This is a genomic window from Pseudomonas sp. CROZ-RG-20F-R04-15, from assembly GCF_022662375.1.
Classification (GTDB): Bacteria; Pseudomonadota; Gammaproteobacteria; order Pseudomonadales; family Pseudomonadaceae; genus Aquipseudomonas.
The window spans coordinates 260,041-274,790 of sequence record NZ_JAKNQL010000006.1 but is presented as its reverse complement, the minus strand read 5'-3'; the positions used below and the strand labels follow the sequence as shown (position 1 = coordinate 274,790).

The 14,750-nt window shown below is 60.4% G+C and carries 14 protein-coding genes; 8 read left to right on the top strand and 6 right to left on the bottom strand.

Going from position 1 to position 14,750, the window contains the following annotated elements; translation table 11 throughout:
* Window positions 1-2 precede the first annotated feature (2 nt).
* Window positions 3-854 carry an STAS domain-containing protein gene (locus L8H52_RS12215; protein ID WP_242207242.1) on the bottom strand — a complete coding sequence of 284 codons (852 nt, stop codon included), beginning with the start codon at window positions 852-854 and terminating at the stop codon, window positions 3-5.
* A gap of 250 nt (window positions 855-1,104) precedes the next feature.
* Here L8H52_RS12215 and L8H52_RS12210 point away from each other — a divergent pair, with 250 nt between their 5' ends.
* Window positions 1,105-1,371 carry a hypothetical protein gene (locus L8H52_RS12210; RefSeq protein WP_242207241.1) on the top strand — a complete coding sequence of 89 codons (267 nt, stop codon included), beginning with the start codon at window positions 1,105-1,107 and terminating at the stop codon, window positions 1,369-1,371.
* A gap of 407 nt (window positions 1,372-1,778) precedes the next feature.
* Here L8H52_RS12210 and L8H52_RS12205 read toward each other — a convergent pair whose 3' ends face one another.
* Window positions 1,779-2,300: a DUF4142 domain-containing protein gene (locus L8H52_RS12205; protein ID WP_242207240.1), complete on the bottom strand. Its 522-nt coding sequence runs from the start codon at window positions 2,298-2,300 to the stop codon at window positions 1,779-1,781.
* Window positions 2,301-2,503: 203 nt separating this feature from the next.
* On the opposite strand from L8H52_RS12205, the gene L8H52_RS12200 reads away from it, so the two are divergent.
* Together L8H52_RS12200 and L8H52_RS12195 are read left to right on the top strand one after the other, a co-directional pair.
* Window positions 2,504-2,746 carry a DUF465 domain-containing protein gene (locus L8H52_RS12200; protein WP_242207239.1) on the top strand — a complete coding sequence of 81 codons (243 nt, stop codon included), beginning with the start codon at window positions 2,504-2,506 and terminating at the stop codon, window positions 2,744-2,746.
* Window positions 2,747-2,855: 109 nt separating this feature from the next.
* On the top strand, window positions 2,856-3,020 hold the full coding sequence (locus tag L8H52_RS12195; protein ID WP_007912545.1) for a hypothetical protein: 165 nt from the start codon (window positions 2,856-2,858) through the stop codon (window positions 3,018-3,020).
* 133 nt (window positions 3,021-3,153) lie between these two features.
* On the opposite strand, the gene L8H52_RS12190 is transcribed toward L8H52_RS12195, so the two are convergent.
* The 4 genes from L8H52_RS12190 to L8H52_RS12175 all read right to left on the bottom strand — a co-directional run bounded on the left by L8H52_RS12190 (window position 3,154) and on the right by L8H52_RS12175 (window position 8,711).
* Window positions 3,154-4,230, bottom strand: a complete 1,077-nt coding sequence (locus tag L8H52_RS12190; protein WP_242207238.1) for an SMP-30/gluconolactonase/LRE family protein — start codon at window positions 4,228-4,230, stop codon at window positions 3,154-3,156.
* Window positions 4,227-5,372, bottom strand: coding sequence for an SRPBCC family protein (locus L8H52_RS12185; RefSeq protein ID WP_242207237.1), 1,146 nt, complete (start codon window positions 5,370-5,372; stop codon window positions 4,227-4,229). The genes L8H52_RS12190 and L8H52_RS12185 overlap by 4 nt, the downstream gene beginning before the upstream one ends.
* Before the next feature lie 111 nt (window positions 5,373-5,483).
* Complete coding sequence (locus L8H52_RS12180) at window positions 5,484-6,347, bottom strand: LysR family transcriptional regulator (protein ID WP_242207236.1); 864 nt, start codon at window positions 6,345-6,347, stop codon at window positions 5,484-5,486.
* Window positions 6,348-6,992: 645 nt separating this feature from the next.
* Window positions 6,993-8,711: a hydrogenase maturation protein gene (locus L8H52_RS12175; RefSeq protein ID WP_242207235.1), complete on the bottom strand. Its 1,719-nt coding sequence runs from the start codon at window positions 8,709-8,711 to the stop codon at window positions 6,993-6,995.
* Window positions 8,712-9,006: 295 nt separating this feature from the next.
* Between L8H52_RS12175 and L8H52_RS12170 the strand changes: the two genes are divergently transcribed.
* From L8H52_RS12170 to L8H52_RS12150, 5 genes are all read left to right on the top strand, one after another.
* Window positions 9,007-9,513, top strand: a complete 507-nt coding sequence (locus L8H52_RS12170; protein ID WP_242207234.1) for a sigma-70 family RNA polymerase sigma factor — start codon at window positions 9,007-9,009, stop codon at window positions 9,511-9,513.
* Window positions 9,510-10,457, top strand: a complete 948-nt coding sequence (locus L8H52_RS12165; protein WP_242207233.1) for a FecR family protein — start codon at window positions 9,510-9,512, stop codon at window positions 10,455-10,457. The genes L8H52_RS12170 and L8H52_RS12165 overlap by 4 nt, the downstream gene beginning before the upstream one ends.
* Before the next feature lie 91 nt (window positions 10,458-10,548).
* Complete coding sequence (locus tag L8H52_RS12160; RefSeq protein ID WP_242207232.1) at window positions 10,549-13,458, top strand: TonB-dependent receptor; 2,910 nt, start codon at window positions 10,549-10,551, stop codon at window positions 13,456-13,458.
* Window positions 13,459-13,728: 270 nt separating this feature from the next.
* A complete protein-coding gene (locus L8H52_RS12155) occupies window positions 13,729-14,205 on the top strand; it encodes an antitoxin Xre/MbcA/ParS toxin-binding domain-containing protein (protein ID WP_242207284.1) in 477 nt (158 codons plus the stop codon).
* Entirely contained in the window at window positions 14,202-14,705 is a 504-nt protein-coding gene (locus L8H52_RS12150) for an RES family NAD+ phosphorylase (RefSeq protein ID WP_242207231.1), read from the top strand. Before L8H52_RS12155 ends, L8H52_RS12150 begins: the two co-directional genes overlap by 4 nt.
* Window positions 14,706-14,750 lie beyond the last annotated feature (45 nt).

Below are 14,750 nucleotides of genomic sequence, written 5' to 3'. Positions count from 1 at the left end.
GCTTAAACCGTCTTGACGAGGCTGACACCCAGACGGGTCAGGGCCAGCTTCAATGCGTCGGCCAGATTGGCCTTGGTCACCACGCCTTGCAGATCGAGACCGAGGTGGACGATGGTTTGCGCGATTTGCGGACGCACACCGCTGATGATGCAGTCGGCGCCCATCAGGCGGATCGCGGTCACGGTTTTCAACAGGTGCTGGGCGACCAGGGTATCGACGGTCGGCACGCCGGTGATGTCGATGATGGCGATTTCCGAGCCGGTGTCGACGATGCGTTGCAGCAGCGATTCCATCACCACTTGCGTGCGCTGCGAGTCGAGGGTGCCGATCATCGGCAGCGCGAGCACGCCGTCCCACAGCTTGACCACCGGAGTGGAGAGCTCCAGCAGTTCTTCCTGTTGACGCTTGATCACCGCTTCGCGGGATTTCTGGAAGGTGCGGATGGTGTGCATGCCAAAGGCGTCGAGCAGTTCGGAGACTTCCCAGAGTTGTTCGGCAAGCAGCGCAGGCTGGTCTTTGTAATGGCTCTGCAGCAGGTTAAACAGCGGGCCTTTGAGGGCGAAGATGAAACTGGCGGTCTGCTGCGAATCCTGGCCGAGCAGGGCGCGGCTGTGGGACAGTTTTTCGAGGAACTGACGCGTGGTTTCCCAGCCCGGCGCGGCCACATTGGTGCCGTTGTCGTTTTGCAGACCATTGATCACCAGTTGCAGGAATTCGCCGGTTTGTTGCTGTATGTCTTGGTCTTTCAGATTGCGCGTGGCACCGCTGGCTTCCAGTCCGTTGACCCATTCACTCAGCAGTTGTGTTTGCTTGTTTTTCATCGCATCGAGTGTGCTGTTCTGCAGTGCTGCCATGTGCCTGTTGCTCCGTCGCGAGTTGGGGGGCGATCGTGAAAAATGACCGCCGCGGAATGATCGACATTTGCCGTTCGAAATAGTTGTTCGTTCCTGCACGTATATTTTTGATCTGGCGCAAGGAACGCCCCGGTAACTCTAGTCGGCGTGGCCGGGTGCGGCGAAGTTTTGAACGTTGACGCGGGGCAGGCTTCGAATCTTCAAGGCCCGGCGTGTTTGCGTCGGGCTTGATTTGACGAGCGAGGTGGTCATGAACGAGCAAAAGAATCAGCAGAGTCAATCCGGCGAACCGATTAACCGCAACGATCCAGCGATTGACCCGCAGGTTCCGGGGCAACCGGCGCCGACGCAGCAGCAGGGCGAGGATGATCAGGCGCAGAGTGCCGACCCGGCGGTCGATCAGAAGAACAAGCATACGGACAACGACAATGAATTCAGTCCGGGCTTCAAACCGCAGCCGGATCGGGCGCAGCCGGGGGAGGAGACGGATGCGGATATTGATACGGATGGCGGTTGATTTTCGGCGGATACGACAAGGCCGCATCCAGTGGGTGCGGCCTTTTTTCGCTTCAGTGTGGTGGTGTGGCTGAGATCGATCCCCCTCACCCCAGCCCTCTCCCCCAGGGGCGAGGGGGAAAGGGAGCCCGATCTCGGTGCTTTTCAAAAGCTGAGCTCAACTCGAGATCTCAGGTCGGGGGCTGTTCATAACCTGAGTTCGACTCAAGACTTTCAGGTCGATGTAACCCGAACATCCACCTCGGTCGGCTCCCTCTCGATCTTTCAACGGGCGAGGGGAAAGGAAGCTGATCTGGGGTGGTTCAGAACCTGAGTTCGAAGCCGAAGTTTCAAGTCGGCGTAACTCGAACATCCAACACGGTCGGCTCCCTCTCCCTCCGGGAGAGGGCTGGGGTGAGGGCAAGCCTTTTACTTGCTCGGATGTTTAGCCTGCAATTCCTTGGCGGCGGCGAGATGTTTTTCCAGCGCCGGCAGCATTTTCTGCGCAAACGCCTTCAATTCCGGAGCGCCTTTAACCTTGTCATCCGTCACGGTATTGGCTTCTTTCTTGAACAACTCGATGGTCTCCTCGTGCGCCTTCACCTGATTGTTGGCGTAAGCGGCATCAAAGGACTCATCGCGCAGGTCGAGAATTTTTTCCTTGGCCTGTTTGACCAGGGTGGTGGTGTCCGGGACTTCGATGTCATTGGCCTTGGCGATGGTCGCCAGTTCATCGTTGGCCTTACCGTGATCGGTGATCATCATGTTGGCAAACGCCTTGATGTCCGCCGATTGGCTCTTTTCCAGGGCTAGACGACTGGTTTCGATTTCGGCAATGCCACCGGCAGCGGCGTTATCGACAAAGTTGTTGTCTGTGGCGGCGAAAGCGCTGCCCATGCCGCTGCTCAAAGCGACAGCCAAAACCAGATGACGCAGGTTGAATCCGTCCATTGATGTATCTCCACGCAGTTTTTGTTGGGGTTATCCAATGGAGGCAACGCTGCGAATAAAGGTTTTATCGCATTTGCGACAGGGCGACGAACGGCCACCGCTGGTCTGACAGGTGGTCGACAGAACGGCTCAACCAAGGCCATTCTGATAACGGGCCAGCGCATCGGTCGTGCTGGCTGCCGATCAACTGACGGAGGTGTTCCATGCCGGTGACCCATGATCTGTTACAGGATTTGAAGCTTACGAAGGAAGAGATCCAGCAAAAACGCACCGCGGATCCACATCTGGACGCACTGATCAACAAGTATTCCCAGGCGGACGCCGAGGTGGTCAAGGCCGAAACTGCCACCTCGGATGCACCCAGCGATGACGCGCTGAAAAAACTCAAAGAGAAGCGCTTGCAGGTCAAGGACAAGATCGTCGAGCAATTACAGGCACGATCCTGATGGCCCATTGATCCGCCGACCTGCGGTTGCGGATTGACTGGAACGACAGCCACGTCCGGCACCTCGAATGTACAGAGTCTTCCATCAGCGACTCTTTGCGAGGTGCCTTATGAACGATCCCAAATTCCCCAGTGAAGAGCAGGGCGCATTCGACCCGGTTCCCACGCATCCCGAACCCAACAGCCCGGCGCATACCACGGCCAATCCCGAAGAGCCGGATGAGGATTTGCCTGAAGACGAAGATCCGGACAAGTTCGACAAGTCCAGTAACTGACAGACCGCCTTCGCGAGCAGGCTCGCTCCCACAGTGGATTGTGTTGAGCAAAAATGCCGTGGTCAGCAAATAACCCTGTGGGAGCGAGCCTGCTCGCGAAGGCGTCAGTCCATGCAACACAAAAACATCAGGTTCACTTCAGGGCCGCATCCAACGGCATCCGCGCCATATGCGTGGCCTTCAACGAGCCAAAGTACAACCACGGCCCATACTCGCGCACCGTGGTAATCGGCGAATAATTGCCACTGCTCGCATCCTGCAGATTGGCAATCACCTTGCCATCCAGATCCAGGCCCAGCACAAACCCGCGTTTCTCCACCGGTTTCGGTAAAACCCTCAGCGCCCGCACGATCATCTTGCGCACGAACGGATACCCCGCCGTGCCGTCGAGCAAAGCATTGCGCGGCGCATACAACGCCACCCAGAACCGGTTGCTGCCATTGAACGCGAGGTTGTCCGGCAGCCCCGGCAAGTTGTCGATGAACAGGTCATGAGTGCCAGCTTTCGGCCCCGTCAGCCAGTAACGGCTGATGCGGTAAGCGCCGGTTTCGTTGACCAGCACATAGGCATCGTCCGGGCCGAGGGTCACGCCGTTGGCGAACTCCAGTCTGTCCAGCAGCACGCTGGTTTTACCGCTCTGAAAGTCATAACGCAGCAGGCGTCCGTCGCCGCCATGTTCGATGATCGCTTCGCCGTCATGGCCGTAACCCCAACGGCTGGAAGCATCGCTGAAGTAGGCGTAGTGCCCGGACTTGTCGATGGCCACGTCATCGGTGAAACCGAAGGCCAGACCGTTGGCCGCCGTGGTCAAAGGAATCAACTGACCCTGCGCATCAAGGGACAACAAGCCCTTGATCCCATCGGCGATCACCAGCAAGCCGTTCGGATGGCGGGCCAAACCGAGCGGGCGGCCACCGGTGTCGGCGAGTACTTTGCGTTGCTGGCCGTCGAGGCTAGTGCGGATCAGTCGGCCGTCGTGCAGCCCGGTGATCAAGAAGTCACTCTCCAGCAGCAAGGCTTCCGGCCCTTCGATGTCGCTCGGCCCGACCTGCGCTGCGGCTTTGAGTTTCTGATTCTCGGCGTAAATGCCTTCTGTCAGCGATGGCGCTGGCGGCGGCGTCCAGGCTACGGGTTCGACTTCGGTCGGCATCAACAATAAAAACCCGATGACGATAAGGATCAGCAGCAACAACAGATGTCGCAGCTTCACGCGCTGGCCCTCGCCGAGGCCAGGTACTGGGCGGCCATGTCACGCAGCGCCAGCATCGACGCGGCAGATTCGCGCTCGATGCGGCGTTTGAGCAGCAAGTGATTGGCGATGCGCATGCCCAGCCCGGCGAAGTGATAATCCAGCGTGCGCACAAATCGCGTGCCGTTACCCTCGGCGGCGCATTCATAAGTCAGCAGCAACGACAATCCATGATCACCCTGCGCCCGCGCGCACCAGCGCCGACCGGGCAAATACTCGGTGACTTCCCAGCTCAAGTGGCCTTCACGGCCGCCGGCATGAATGTCCTCTTCAAAGCGCGCGCCGGCATGCAGCGGGCCATGTGGACCGTCGATTTTCAGCGATGACGGATGCCACTCCGGCCAGCGCCCGACGCTGGCGGCATAGGCAAGTACGGCAACGGGATCGCCAGCGATATCGATGGTGTGCTGCATGCGGGTCATGGGCATTTTCGAATAACTCAAAGGGGCGGTTTCCGGCTCCCAGTACAGGGTGCCGAACAGGTAGTCCATCAGTGGCAGAACGATGTTGAAATTGCGCTCCTGCATGCGCTCGCGGCGGTGATGCAGCTCGTGCAGGCGGCGCATCTGGCGGATCCACGGCAGGCGCGTCAGCGGATTGTGCGGCGGCAGGTGTTCGCAGGCATGGAACACCTCGTAAGTCAGATAACCGAGAACCATGCAGCCACCGAACAACCCGGCGACGTTGGCGTTGGCTTGTGCGAACAACCACCACAGCGGCAGGGTAATCACCAGCGTGTGCAGCACGATCAGCCACGCCGGGAACAGAATCACCCGCCAGTCGCGAGCGCTGTCGTAGGTCATGTGGCCGGGGGTGAAGAAGCTGTGATGATCGCCCGCATGCCGGGCATAGAACATTTTCGCGAAGTTTTTTTTGTGGTGGCCGAGATGGCGGTGGACCATGTACACACCGAAATTGAAGAAGAGCAGGGTCAGCGGCACCGTCAGCCATTCCAGCAGACTGACTTGTTGCACACTGCTCCAGAACGCACCGATGGCCAGCGCGCCGAACAGCAGCACGAACGCACCGTGCAGCCACGGGTTGTACAGCGGATGAATGGCCGCGCGGTAGCGGCTGCGAAATGCCTCGGTGGTCTGCCTCACTGCATCACCTGCGGTGGTTGTTGTTATACCCGGCAGATTAGCCGATCCGGCCGTTTGTGCAGGCCGGACCTCGGTGTCACATGCGCCATGCTCCGGTGCAAAGCCGCCGCTTCAGCTCAGAGGGTTCCAGCGTTGCGACCAGTCGTCATCGCTGCGGATCACTTCGCGTAGCAGATGGAAGGCTTGCTGCAGCGTTGCCGAATCGCGGTCGCGTGAGTAGACGAGGTAGGTCGGATAGCCGAATTCCGGGGCTTTGGTCACCGCTTCGAGGGCGCCGCTTTCCAGATAGGTGCGCACCACGCGGGTGCGGAAGTAGCCGCTGCCGCCGTGTTCGAGGATGTATTGCAGGGCCAGCGGGCCGAGGTTGAAACTCAGCGCCGCTTTGGCTTTTTCCGGCAGGGCGGCGTCATGCTGGCGGCGGAAGTCCGGGCCCCAGTCGATGTAGACGTAGGGATCGGGACGGTCGGGGGCGCGCACCAGAATCAGTTTTTCCTCCAGCACTTGCTCGACCTGCAAGCCCGGCCAGTATTCCGGCTGATAGACCAGCGCGGCGTCGAGCACACCGAGTTCGAGTTGGCGCAGCAGGTTCTCGCCATCGCGGATTTCCATGCGCAGGGCATGCCCGGGAATCTTCTCGCGCAGCTCCGCCGCCCAACTGAGCATCAACGGGTTGCACAGGCTGACTTCGCCACCGATGTGCAGCACGTTGTGATAGCCCTCAGGCAGCGGCAGATCGCGGCGTGCGGCTTCCCAGGTCTGCACCAGTTGATTGGCGTAGATCACAAAGGCCTCGCCATTGGGCGTCAGTTTCGCCCCGGCGCGGTTGCGCACGAACAGCGTGCTGCCCAGCTGACTTTCGAGTTTCTGCACCCGGGCGGTGATCGCCGTTTGCGTGACGAACAGCTTCTGCGCGGCAGCGGCGAGACTGCCGTGACGGACGATTTCCAGAAAGGTGCGAGCGAGATCGATGTCCATGGGCGGGCCGGTGTTTGAGGTGTCGGGCATTGTAAAGGCAAAAGCCCCTCATCGGATCGCCGCCCGCCTAACCCTCTCCCGGAGGGAGAGGGGACTGACCGAGGTGTCTTGCGCCATACATCGACCTGAAAGATCGAGTCGATTATGGATTCAGAGCAGGCCACTCAGGTCGGTGTAAATCCCCAATATCCCCGGATCAGTTCCCTCTCCCTCGGGAGAGGGCTAGGGTGAGGGGAAAGCAGCCACCACCGACTCAACTGAACGCCCCCGCGCCCACTCCTCGATCAACCGCGCCGAGGTGTCTTGCGGCATACATCGACCTGAAAGACCGAGTCGATTATGGATTCAGAGCAGGCCACTCAGGTCGGTGTAAATCCCCAATATCCCCGGATCAGTTCCCTCTCCCTCGGGAGAGGGCTAGGGTGAGGGGAAAGCAGTCACCACCGACTGAACTGAACGCCCCCGCGCCCACTCCTCGATCAACCGCGCCGAGGTGTCTTGCGCCATACATCGACCTGAAAGATCGAGTCGATTATGGATTCAGAGCAGGCCACTCAGGTCGGTGTAAATCCCCAATATCCCCGGATCAGTTCCCTCTCCCTCTGGGAGAGGGCTAGGGTGAGGGAAAATGCATTCACCGCAAAATCAACTGGCCAACTCGGTCAAACGCCCCCGCGCCCACTCTTCAATCAACCGCGCCGGCGTGCCACACACCCTGCGCTTGTACACGAAGTTGCGGCACTTCTCGGCAAATTGACTGCGGTTGTAGAGCATGTCTTCCTGCATCTCTTGCAGTTCAGTTTCGCGGCATTGCTGGATCAACACCTGATCAACTCGCGCCTTGCGCTCGCGCACCGCCGCATAGGTCGGATCGCTCAACACCCCATTGGCCCGTTGCAGCAGCCACAGCGAAAACTCATCCGGGCAGCGCGGGCCGATTTCCTGAACCATGCCCAGTTGCCACGCCTGTACCGCGCTCACCGGCAGACAGGCCTGGGTCAATTGTTCGGCCATCGCCGGGCCGACGGCGCGGGGCAGGCTGTAGGTCCAGTATTCGGAACCATACAAACCCATGCTCTTGTAATGCGGGTTGAGCACGATATCGGCGCGGGCAAACACAATATCGGCGGCCAGCGCGAGCATCACACCGCCGGCGCCAGCATTGCCGGTGACGCCGCTGACCACCAGTTGCCGGGCCGTCAGCAGTTCTGCGCAGACGTCATCGATCGCCTGAATATTCGCCCAGGCTTCGGCGCCCGGATCCTGCGCGGCTTGAATCACGTTCAAATGCACGCCGTTGGAAAAGCTGCCGCGCCCGCCCTTGATCAGCAACACCTGCGTATCACGGGACTTGGCCCAGCGCAGCGCGGCGACCATGCGCTGGCATTGCTCGGTGCTCATGGCGCCGTTGTAGAACTCGAAGGTCAGCTCGCCGACGATGCCGGATTCGCGATAACGCAGCGGCTGATAGGCTTCGTCGCTGAACGGTTGTGTGGCAATCGACCAGTCCAGCACCGGCACGTTGACCAATTGTCCGGCCAACAGGTGCCGCGCCGGTTGTTTGAAGGTTTCTTCGCCGGGTTGCGGTTTGCGCCGCAGTGCGCCGATCCACAGGCTTTGATCACCGGCCGCGACAAGCACCGCATCGTCATGCACCGCAAGAATCTCGCCGGGCATGCCGCTGCGTGAATCGAGGTGCGCGTCGTACACGTAATACTGACCGCCGGCCAGGCTCGCCAACACGCCGGGCTGGCCGTCGGCGGCATCGATGCAGCGCTTGATGAAGCGCGCACAATCGTGCCAGCTGAAGCTGCGATCGACCTGTTTCATGTTCGGCTGCAAACGCCCACGTACTTGCGCATCGGCATAGTTCAGAGCCACTGGCTCGAAGCCTTCGATGAATTTCTCCACCACTTCGCGAATGCAGCGAATCGCCGCATCGCTGACTCGACCGTTGTACAGCTCGGATTTGCGCAGGCCCGCCGGCAGGTTGAATTCGCAGGTGGCCCACACCGGGCCGGCGTCCATTTCTTCGACGGCTTGCAACGCGGTGACGCCCCAGCTCGGTAGCTCGTTGGTAATCGCCCAGTCGAGGGCACTGGCGCCGCGATCGCCGACGATGCCGGGATGGATGATCACCACCGGGCGTTGGGTATTGCTCCACAGCGCCTGCGGTACGCGATCCTTGAGGAACGGGCAGATCACCAGATCGGCGCCGCTGTGTTCGATCTGTTCGCACACGGCCTTTTCATCGGTAAACAGTACGACGCTGGGCGAGTGCCCGGCCTCGCGCAGTTCCAGCCACGCACGTTGGGTCAGGCCATTGAACGCTGACGACAGCAGAATGATGTTGAGAGGTCGCATGCTTCTCTTCCTTGAGTGGGTTCAGCCACGGCTCTCGGTGAGCCGTCCCTGGCTTTCGATGGAGCCGCGAGATTAATCAGTGGCCGGCCACGCGCCAGTGATCGAGGTCAACGTTCTGTCAGCCAGTGTTTCTGCGGCGACGAAGCGGCTTATGCTCAATGGTTTGCTTGTGCTGATTTTTTATTACTTCAAATGTCTTCGAGGCTATTGCACAGTCGCGCCTGATCAGAGCCGGACGATCCCGGCAGAACGATGGTTTTTCGCAGCGGGTGGGACCCGTTTCAGGGAGCAAGACATGGGTGGGCACAACCCGCATTACCAGTTCATCGGGCAGATGTTCCAAAAGGACTATCGCTGGCTGTGCGCTGCCGTTGGCCGCACGCTGGGTTGCCCGCACAGTGCGCAGGACATCGCCTCGGAAACCTTTCTGCGGGTGTTGGCTTTGCCGGACCCGACGGCCATTCGCGAGCCACGCGCGCTGCTCACCACCATCGCCCGGCGACTGGTCTACGAAGGCTGGCGTCGCCAGGACCTGGAACGCGCTTATCTGGAAAGCCTGGCGCTGGCACCGGAACCGGTGCATCCGTCTCCGGAAGAGCGGGCGCTGGTGATCGAAGCGCTGCTGGCGGTCGATCGCTTGCTCAACGGGCTGTCGGCCAAGGCCAAAGCGGCGTTTCTCTACCACCAGCTCGACGGTTTGACCTACAGCGAGATTGGCGAGCGGCTCGGCGTGTCGACCAGTCGCGTGCAGCAATACATGGTCGAAGCGTTCAAGCGTTGCTATCAGGCGATGCAGGCATGAGGCCGGACGAAGCGGTGATCGACGAGGCCGCGCAATGGCTGGCGTTGTTGCAGTCGGGCGAGGCGGGCATGGCCGAGCGCGCCGCGTTCGAGGCCTGGCGGGGCGCCGATCCTCGGCATCAGCAGGTCATCGAGCAAATGGGCGGCGGCCTGAATCTGCTGCGCAACCCGAGCCTGCGCAACGTGTCGCGCAACAGTTTGCTGCACAGCCTCAATGCGCCGTCGAGTCGTCGACGCTTTATCAGCGGCAGTTTGAGTGTGCTCGGTGTTGCGCTGATGGCCGCATTGCTCGGGCGGCGTTACGGCTGGCTGCCGGAGGCGGGGGAGTTGGCGACCGGAACCGCAGAGCGGCGTGACTTCATACTCGCCGACGGCAGCGCTTTAACGCTCAATGCGCGCAGTCGAGTGGTGCCTTTGTTCGATGGTCAGCAACGCTTGCTCGCCCTGCGCAGCGGTGAGTTGTTGGTCGACGTGGCGAAAGAGCCGGCGCGGCCCTTTGTGGTCGAGACCGAGCACGGGCGCATGCGGGCGCTGGGGACGAAGTTTCTCGTGCAGCACAGCGAAGAGGCGACGCGCTTGGTGATGCTTCATTCGCAGGTCGAAGTGGTCACCACCGGCGGTGCGCGGCAAGTGGTGGAGGCTGGCGAAAGTCTGTTGTTCAACGGCGCCGGACTGCTGTCGTTGGAGCGCAGCAACGGCCAGGAAAGTGCCTGGGTGCAAGGTCGCCTGGAGGTGCGCGATCGGCCTTTGCACGAGGTCATCGACAGCCTGCGCCGCTACCGTCGCGGCATCTTGCACCTGAGCCCGGAAGTCGCCGACCTGCGCCTCAGCGGCCTCTATCCGCTCGACGACAGTGACCGCACGTTGCAACTGCTGGAGCGCTCGCTGCCGATCCGCGTCACCTGGCACAACCCGTACTGGGTGAGTATCGACACGCGGTTATAAACCCATAACTTCTTGGCCTAATCGCCGCCCTATAAAAAGCGCCGGCCCGCTGCTCATTCCCTGCAGATGCCTCCAACAGGGAAACCCTTCGATGTTCTCAATCAAACAACAATTACCTCGATTGACCCTCGCCGCTGCGTTGGCGATGGGCCTCAGCCCATTGCTGGCGATTGCTCAGGAACCGGCAGCAGCGGTGTTCAGCTTCGACATTGCCAGCGGGCCACTCGACGAAGTGCTGCTGGACATCTCGCGGCAGAGCGGCGTACCGATTTCTTTCAGCCAGCAATTGGTGCAAGGCAAACGCAGTGCGGCGGTGCGCGGCGCGTTGGGTGGTCGTCAGGCAGTGGAAAAAGCTTTGCTCGGCAGCGGCCTGCAAGTCGAGCAAAGCGCTCAGGGGCTGACGGTTCGCGCAGCCGATGTGCCGGCGAAAGTCACTGCCGTGGCGCCGGTCACCAGCGCCGATTACCGCATGGAAAAAGTCACCGTGACCGGTTCGCGCATTGCCCGCGCGCAGAGCGATGGCGCCACGCCGGTCAACGTCATCACCCACGAGGAAATGGAAGCGCGCGGCTACAAAAACGTCTACGACGCCCTCGCGACGCAAACGCAAAACACCGGCATGACCCAAGGCGAAGATTACGGCAACACCTGGCAACCGGCGGCCAGCGCACTCAACCTGCGCGGCCTCGGGCCGAACCATACGCTGGTGCTGATCAACGGCCGCCGGGTCGCCGACTACCCGACGCCGTACGACGGCAAGGTCAACTTCACCAACCTGGCGAATATTCCGTCAGCGGTCATCGAGCGTATCGAAATTCTCAGCAGCGGCGCCTCGGCGATTTACGGTTCGGACGCGATCGCCGGGGTGGTCAATATCATCCTCAAGGACAAGATCAACGGTGTCGACGTCAACCTCAAGGGCGGCACCAGCGAGCGTGGCGGCGGTGACAATCAGCGCTTGCAGATCAGCGGTGGCGGCAGTTGGGGCGACTTCGACGGCCTGTTCGGCCTGGAGCTGACCCACCGCGATCCGATCTGGGCCGATGACCGTGGTTTCATGCAAAGCGGTCCGCTGGCGGATGTCGGTTACCGCCGCGACCTGACCAATAGTCGCTATCTCGGACCGGGCTGCGGCGCCTACCAAGGCACCTTCGACAACAAGCTGTTCAACAGCGGCGGGCGCTGCCGTACCGACCAGATGTACAACGATTACTGGACCGTGCAGACCCAAAAGGAAAACTACGACGGCTATACCCGTGGCACCTGGCATTTCAGCGACAGCGGCCAGGTCTTCGCCGATTTGATGTACGGCCTCGACCACATTCAGAACAACACGCGCGGGCCGACCTTCACCTCGCCGGATTTCATCAACCAGAACAGCGGCAATCTGGAGCGCTGGTATCGCCGCTTCGGTGAGGAAGAAATTGGCGGGCGCACCAGCAACAACAGCAAGTGGCGCGATACCTCGTGGACCGGCACCCTCGGTCTCTCGGACAAGATTGCCGACACCGGTTGGAGCTACGATCTGGCGGCCAATCGCTCGGAATATCGCAGCGTCAGGACCACGCGTTATACGCCACTGTCGTCGATTCAGGATTTCTACCTTGGCCCGCAACTCGGTGTCAGCGGCGGTTACCCGGTGTTTGCTCCGGATGCCTCGCGTCTCGACCGGCCGCTGACACCGCAGGAATGGCAGCAGTTTCGCGGCAACCTGACCCAGAGCAGCAAATCGGTGTCGACCAGTTACAACGCCTCGGTCAACGGTGATCTGTTCGATCTACCGGCGGGTCCGGTGGGCTTCGCCGGGGTTTTGGAGGCGGGCAAACAGGAATACCGCGTCGACCCGGATGATGGACTTAACGACGGCACTTTTTACGGCGTGAGCCCACAGCAAAGTTCCGGGGGCTCGCGCAAACGTTACGCGGCGGGCGGCGAGTTCAGCATTCCGGTCACTGACACCGTGCTGGCGACGGCGGCGGGGCGCTGGGATCAGTACAAATTCAGCGGCCGCACCGAGCAACAGAAGACCTATAACCTCGGGCTGGAATGGCGCCCGGTGACCAGCCTGTTGCTGCGCGGCAGTTACGGCACCAGTTTCCGCGCACCGGATCTGAACTACATCTATCAATCCGACAGCAACGGCTACTATCCGGCGCAGATCGATTACTACGGTTGCAGCCAGGGCGTGGAGGGCGCGTGTGATCGTGGGCGGGTCGATTACACCCAGAGCGGCACCGCTAATCTGGAGTCCGAACGTGGCAAATCGTGGACCTACGGGTTCGTCTGGTCACCGTCGCGCAACTTCGATTTCTCCACCGATTTCTGGCGCGTCGAGATCGACGATCTGCTGACCACCGTCGATGAAAACCGCTTGCTGCAACAAGAGAACGAATGCCGCAACGGCACCCAGGACATCAACTCGGCCAATTGCCAGTCGACCCTGGCGCGCATCGATCGCAACGCCGGCAATGCCGCGGTCGATCCGAACCAGCTGAATCGCGTGCGGGTCAACGCGATCAACGCCGCCAGCGAACGGGTCAGTGGTCTGGACTTCAAGAGCAATATCCGCTGGGGCGCCGGGCAATACGGCGCGTTCAGTTCGGCACTGGGCTACACCCTGGTGTTGTCGCATTACTACAAGGAATCGGAAGAAGCGCCGACGCAAGACTTGCGTACTTCGCGCACCAATTACGACTGGCGTAGCAAGGTCAACGCCAGCCTGACCTGGGATTACCAGAAAGCCACGGCGACGCTGATGGGCATTCGTTACGGTTCAGTCACCAACGGCGCAGGAGACGGGCGCCTGTCGCCGTGGACGGTGTTCAACGCCAGTGCGCGTTACAAGCTCAATGACCGGGCGAGTGTCGGGCTGACCGTGAACAACGTGCTCAATCAGATCAAACACGATGACTCGGCGGGTTGGCCGTATTACCCGACTGGCAACTATGACCCTTACGGACGGCAGTGGTGGCTGGATGTGAGTTATCACTTCGGCGGCTGATGGCAGGAATCTCGCGCTGACGTCCTACGGAAAATGGCGGGTTTTGCGGCAAGCAGGGGATATTTCCGACGACTTTTTCAGGTTGGTCGTCGGAAGCGCGATCTATAGCATCGGACCTGACATTGAAGTCGCTGAGCGGTTTGAACGCTCAGGCTCCCAGATCAAGGATCTATTATGCGTACCCCACACATCGAACATGAAACCCCTGTTTATTCCCTGCGCAACTTCTGGATCGACGATCGCGCCAGATGCCCCATGGAGGATGTCGCGATGCCCACATCAAAAGCACCCCGGCTGACGGTGCTGAAGAAGGCCGAGGGAAAACCTGTCGATTTGCTCGTCCATGGCCGGGACCTCGGTGACGATGCCATGCTGATTGTCCGCCTTACCGACGAGGGCTTTGAGCTGAGCGACGTCGTCAACATGCTTTCAACTTCCGAAATGTACCTGCGCGAAGACATGGTCAAACGCATCACCGGCAAATCTGTCAGAACCGTGCAGCGGCTGTTGAAGGAAGGCAAACCGGTACGGCTTGACTCGCAACAGAGTGTCGTCGCCTATCAATATGCGCTGGTGCTGGAGATGGCGACTCGGGCGTTCGGGGGGCTGCCACAGGCGGAAATATGGATGCAGAAGTCCACCCCTTACCTCAACGGCTACGTGCCATTGGAATTGACCCGTCATCCACTGGGCTTCCAGATGGTCGAGCAATACTTGTGTCGGCTCCTGTACGGGGGGTATCCATGAATCCCTTGCCCTGGGAAGGGCACTGGTATGGCTGGCGCCTGGATCAGGAGGCCTACGGGGATACGTGGGACAGCGGAATGGGTCCAAAACTGAAGGGCGGTCGATGGAATGCGCCTGGCCGGCGAGTCGTCTATGCATCTGTCGACCCGTCCTCGGCCATTCTGGAGGTGGCTGCCAATAATAGTTTCGATGTACTGGACAGAGAGCCTTATGTGCTGACGTGCTTTGAAGTCATCGGCGATGCACGGGTCAAAGTCGTTCAGCCCGAAGAGGTACCGAATCCTTACTGGTTGAGTCCCGCGTGGCCGTCGCCCAATCAACAGCGGTTTGCCGACGCTTTACTGGACGAGCATCCGTTTGTCCTGATTCCCTCGGCGGCAACCCGCCACTCGTGGAATCTGCTGGTGAGCTGCGACCTCGCAGAGGGGCAGTTCAAAATGGTCTCTCAAGAACGTTTTGGCCTGGATACACGGTTGCTGAGGGAGATGGCATCAGCTTGATATCGAGGCATGGCTTTTTTTGCATAACCTCAGCACCCAACAGTC

Bases quoted from the DNA above. Each gene is read 5' to 3' on its own strand.
- L8H52_RS12160 (WP_242207232.1), top strand. From the start codon at position 10,549: ATGTTCTCAATCAAACAACAATTACCTCGATTGACCCTCGCCGCTGCG.
- L8H52_RS12165 (WP_242207233.1), top strand. From the start codon at position 9,510: ATGAGGCCGGACGAAGCGGTGATCGACGAGGCCGCGCAATGGCTGGCG.
- L8H52_RS12210 (WP_242207241.1), top strand. From the start codon at position 1,105: ATGAACGAGCAAAAGAATCAGCAGAGTCAATCCGGCGAACCGATTAAC.
- L8H52_RS12180 (WP_242207236.1), bottom strand. From the start codon at position 6,347: ATGGACATCGATCTCGCTCGCACCTTTCTGGAAATCGTCCGTCACGGC.
- L8H52_RS12195 (WP_007912545.1), top strand. From the start codon at position 2,856: ATGAACGATCCCAAATTCCCCAGTGAAGAGCAGGGCGCATTCGACCCG.
- L8H52_RS12215 (WP_242207242.1), bottom strand. From the start codon at position 854: ATGGCAGCACTGCAGAACAGCACACTCGATGCGATGAAAAACAAGCAA.
- L8H52_RS12205 (WP_242207240.1), bottom strand. From the start codon at position 2,300: ATGGACGGATTCAACCTGCGTCATCTGGTTTTGGCTGTCGCTTTGAGC.
- L8H52_RS12155 (WP_242207284.1), top strand. From the start codon at position 13,729: ATGCCCACATCAAAAGCACCCCGGCTGACGGTGCTGAAGAAGGCCGAG.
- L8H52_RS12175 (WP_242207235.1), bottom strand. From the start codon at position 8,711: ATGCGACCTCTCAACATCATTCTGCTGTCGTCAGCGTTCAATGGCCTG.
- L8H52_RS12150 (WP_242207231.1), top strand. From the start codon at position 14,202: ATGAATCCCTTGCCCTGGGAAGGGCACTGGTATGGCTGGCGCCTGGAT.
- L8H52_RS12200 (WP_242207239.1), top strand. From the start codon at position 2,504: ATGCCGGTGACCCATGATCTGTTACAGGATTTGAAGCTTACGAAGGAA.
- L8H52_RS12170 (WP_242207234.1), top strand. From the start codon at position 9,007: ATGGGTGGGCACAACCCGCATTACCAGTTCATCGGGCAGATGTTCCAA.